Source organism: Mesonia sp. HuA40 (assembly GCF_008017835.1).
Taxonomy (GTDB): Bacteria; Bacteroidota; Bacteroidia; order Flavobacteriales; family Flavobacteriaceae; genus Mesonia.
This window is the reverse complement of sequence record NZ_VRLT01000038.1, coordinates 1-4,299: the sequence shown is the minus strand read 5'-3', so window position 1 is coordinate 4,299 and position 4,299 is coordinate 1. Positions and strand designations below refer to the sequence as shown.

3 protein-coding genes are annotated in these 4,299 nt (G+C 32.1%); all 3 read left to right on the top strand.

Annotated features, from left to right (window positions below):
• Positions 1-347 precede the first annotated feature (347 nt).
• From FT993_RS08405 to FT993_RS08395, 3 genes are read left to right on the top strand one after another with little or no spacing between them, the layout of a single operon-like run.
• On the top strand, positions 348-599 hold the full coding sequence (locus FT993_RS08405; protein ID WP_147862108.1) for a hypothetical protein: 252 nt from the start codon (positions 348-350) through the stop codon (positions 597-599).
• Positions 600-659: 60 nt separating this feature from the next.
• The gene (locus FT993_RS08400; RefSeq protein ID WP_147862107.1) at positions 660-1,433 is read left to right on the top strand and encodes a GLPGLI family protein; all 774 of its coding nucleotides are present in this window, start codon (positions 660-662) and stop codon (positions 1,431-1,433) included.
• Positions 1,421-4,075, top strand: coding sequence for a carboxypeptidase-like regulatory domain-containing protein (locus FT993_RS08395; protein WP_147862106.1), 2,655 nt, complete (start codon positions 1,421-1,423; stop codon positions 4,073-4,075). The genes FT993_RS08400 and FT993_RS08395 overlap by 13 nt, the downstream gene beginning before the upstream one ends.
• Positions 4,076-4,299 lie beyond the last annotated feature (224 nt).

Here is a 4,299-nt window from a genome sequence, read left to right as displayed (position 1 = left end):
GCCAAGCAGAGCGTGTCGGTACTTTAGCCAACAACGGCTATAATTCATTGCGGCGGAATTTTCTACCGAAAATTCCATCCTTTTTTCTATCTTTGAGCTACATCAGAATAAATCCTGTATATTTTTCCGCAACGAAATCATAGCCAAGGCCGTTGGTAGCCATTTGAGCCACGAACAGAGCAATTTAAAGACCATCCGACTTACGGAATTTGAAAACAAAAACGTAAATTGACTCTCTAAAAGTGAAGAATGAATGCCGACAGGTCTAAAGTGGATAGCCCACGAACTAAACTATAATGACCATAAACTTATAGAGTTTAGATGTTTAACCATTAAATACTATTAAAATGAAAAATGTATTTTTTGCACTAGCTTTTATGCTAGTAGGAACGTTTGCTTTTGCAAACAACGCAAACACTTTTGAATCTAATGAAATCAAAGAAGTGTTTGGTACTTGCACTTATACTATTACTACAACTGTTACTTACCCAAATGGGTATTCTTACAGTTATGATACTACGTATACTACTGAAGCTAATTCTCTATCACACTGTATGGAAAAAGCTAGAAATCACGTAGCCTTTTTAAATGCACAATAATCAATAATTATAGCCATAGGTTACTTGGATAACCTATGGCTATTTAATCTATAAACAATAATGAAAAAAACAACACTTTCTATTTTAGGATTATTTATAAATTATTTATCCTACTCACAAAATCAAAAAATTTTGGTTGAGTACCAAGCACAAAAAGGACATATAACAAATACTGAAACGCTAGTTGCATTAAATGAAAGTGCAATTTATGTAACAGATTCATTGTTGATTGAAAATAATCAAAATGCCAAAATTATTGAAGAAGACGAATACAACAATAAAATAACAATAAGTCAAAAAACTATAAAACTTGATGCAACGAAATACTATTTAGAAAACAGCGAAAATATCATTTTCTTTACTCAAAACTATCAAGGTAATGCGGTTGTCGTTAAGGACAGTCTTCCTAATTACTCTTGGGATATATCAAGTAAAGAAATAAAAAAAATTGGAGATTTCTTATGTAAAAAGGCAACTACGGTCTTTAGAGGTTCGGAAATAATTGCATGGTATGCGGAGGACTTAAACATTCCTTTTGGTCCTTGGAAATTTAAAGGTTTACCGGGATTAATTTTAGAACTGTATAATATAAATGATACAACAAAGCATATTTGGAAAGCAAAAAAAATCAAATTTCCTTATACTCAAGACACAGATTTTGAGAAAAACGACCTGTTACCAATAATTAGTTTTGAACAAGTTATTATTGATATGGAAAATGAGATTAAAGAACAAATGATGAGAATGCAAAGCAGAGTACCACAAGGAGTTTCTGTTTCAAATACAAAACTTAATAGAACAGGTTTAGAAAAAGAATTTGAATGGGAAAAATAGCTTTATTGTTTTTTTTCTTTTTTTCATCTATAGTTTACTCACAAACTGAAATATTTGGTTCAATTACTGATGGTAAAAACACACTGCATTCAGTCAGTATAATTGCTAAAGACAGTCTTTCAAAATCAATCATATCTTACACCTATTCAGATGACAACGGCAATTACAAACTTGAAATAAACAAGACGGGAAAGTTTAATTTAGTTTTTACATCGCTTGGTTATGAAAGTCAAACTGTTCCATTTATATTGAAGGAGAAACAAAAGGAATTAAAAATAAATATTGTGCTTAATGAAAAGACATTCAATTTAGATGAGGTCATAATTGAAGCAGATAAACCTATTTCAATAAAAAAAGACACTATTAATTTTAAGACCAAGTTTTTTGTAAATGGCTCTGAACAAACCGTTGAAGATTTGCTTAAAAATATACCAGGTTTGCAAATAGATAGCGAAGGAACTATAAAAGTAGGCAACCAAGAGATTGAAAAGCTAATGATAGATGGCGATGACCTTTTTGAAAGAGGTTATAAAATTCTGTCTAAAAATATGCCTGCTTACCCTATTGAGGAAGTTGAAGTTCTTAAAAACTATTCAAACAATAGACTATTAAAAGGTATTGAGGAAAGTAATAAGGTGGCTTTAAATCTTAAATTAGATGAAGAATCCAAACGTATATGGTTCGGGAATGTTGAAACGAGTTTAGGCAACGACAATTTTTATCAAGTTAAAGGAAACCTAATGAATTTTGGCAAAAAGAACAAATACTACTTTTTGACCAATCTTAACAATATAGGCTACGATGCCACAGGCGACATAGAACAGCTAATTAGACCTTTTAGAATTAACGAACCTGCAAGCATTGGCGATAACCAAAGCGTCAATTCGCTCTTAAGCCTTTCCCCAAACCAGCTCAATTTTAAGCAAAGCAGAACCAATTTCAACAATGCAGAACTGGTCTCGCTCAATGCTATCTTCAACCCGACAGAAAAACTAAAAATAAAAACATTGGGATTTTTCAATTGGGACGAGACCGATTTTTTTAGAAACAGTATTGATGTTGTGAACGTAAATGGCACAAATTTTACCAACACTGAAGATTATGAATTGCGCAATACAAAACGGATAGCCTTTGGTAAACTGGATGTTACCTATAATATTTCAAAAACCAAAATGTTGGAAGCCATAACAAAGTACAATAATGGAGATTTTACCGATGGCTCTAATTTAGTATTCAACGGCAATTCTACGATTGAAAATCTACAGCACCAAAACACGCTCTTTGACCAAAAGATAAGCTATACCAATAAATTTAAGGATAAAAAAGTTTTTTTACTCACAGGACGTTTTATCGATGAACAAACACCTCAAAACTATCGTTTAAATCAATTCTTTTATCAAGATTTATTTCCTGAAAATACAAATGCAAACAACGTTGCACAATTGAGCGAGAACAAAATGCAGTTTGCAGGTATCAATGCACACTTACTTGACCGTAAGGACAACGGAAACTTATTGGAAATTCAGTTAGGAAATGAATATCGAAAAGATGAGTTATCCACTACATTTTCACTTTTGGAAGATGGAACTCTTTTAGCACAACCCAATGGTTACCAAAATGAAATCAATTATCGAGTAAATGACTTATATTTCAAAAGCAAATACCGATTAAAATTAAAAGACTTTGGGCTTACGGGAAAATTGGACTTTCATCAACTCTTTAATCGATTGGAAAACAATCAAATTTCATCAAATCAAAACCCATTCTTCATCAACCCAAGTATTGGGCTTGACTGGAAAATAAACGATAAGAACAAGATTATTTCTTCCTATTCCTATACTACAACAAACGCAAAAATTTTGGAAGTTTACAGCAATTTTGTATTAACAGGGTTTCGTTCGTTTTCAAAAGGAACAGGCAGTTTTAATCAACTTGACGCATCAAGTCTGGTTTTCAACTATCAATTAGGGAATTGGAGCGATAGGTTTTTTGCCAATACGTTTATTCTTTACAGTAAAAATCACGATTTCTTTTCAACAAATACAACCATAGAGCAAAACTTTACACAGACTGGAAAAATAGTAATCGAAGACCGTGAGTTTTTCAACATTAACTCAAAACTCGATTACTATTTCAAGTTTATGTCGTCAAACCTAAAATTGGATTTAGGCTATACACAAAGTGAGTTTAAAAACATCGTAAACGATTCTGATTTTAGGGAAGTTACATCCAAAAACTATAATTATGGATTGGAACTGCGTTCAGGGTTTAAAGGCATCTTCAACTACCATATTGGTACAAAATGGACAACGACAGAAGTCCAAACAACGATTGAGAATTCATTTACGGACAATGTCAGCTTTTTGGATTTGTCTTTTGTGTTCAACAAAAAGTTTGATGTTCAGGTACAATCGGAACGTTATTATTTTGGCAACTTGCAAACTGACAATACCTATTATTTCTTGGATTTTGATGCTCGCTACAAACTCATTGAAAATAAACTGACATTGGGAATTACTGGAAAAAACCTGTTCAACACCGAAAGGTTTAGGAATTTTTCCGTCAGCGACATAGGAACATCAACGACCGAATATAGATTATTGCCAAGGTTTGTGTTATTGAAATTGGAATATAGGTTTTGATATTTAAACCGAACAAAAAACGGCTACCAACATTGTATAAAAATAATAGCGGTTTAATCGCTAAAACGAAAGTGAAATATATAAATAAAACGACAGTAACAACCCGAAAAGTAAGTACATAAAAATCCGCTACTATTCTTATACGTTACCGTTGCCTACAATTGCGAAAAACTAAACGGATGAAAAAAGAGAATTTACCTTTGATAATAATTATCACAAGTCTT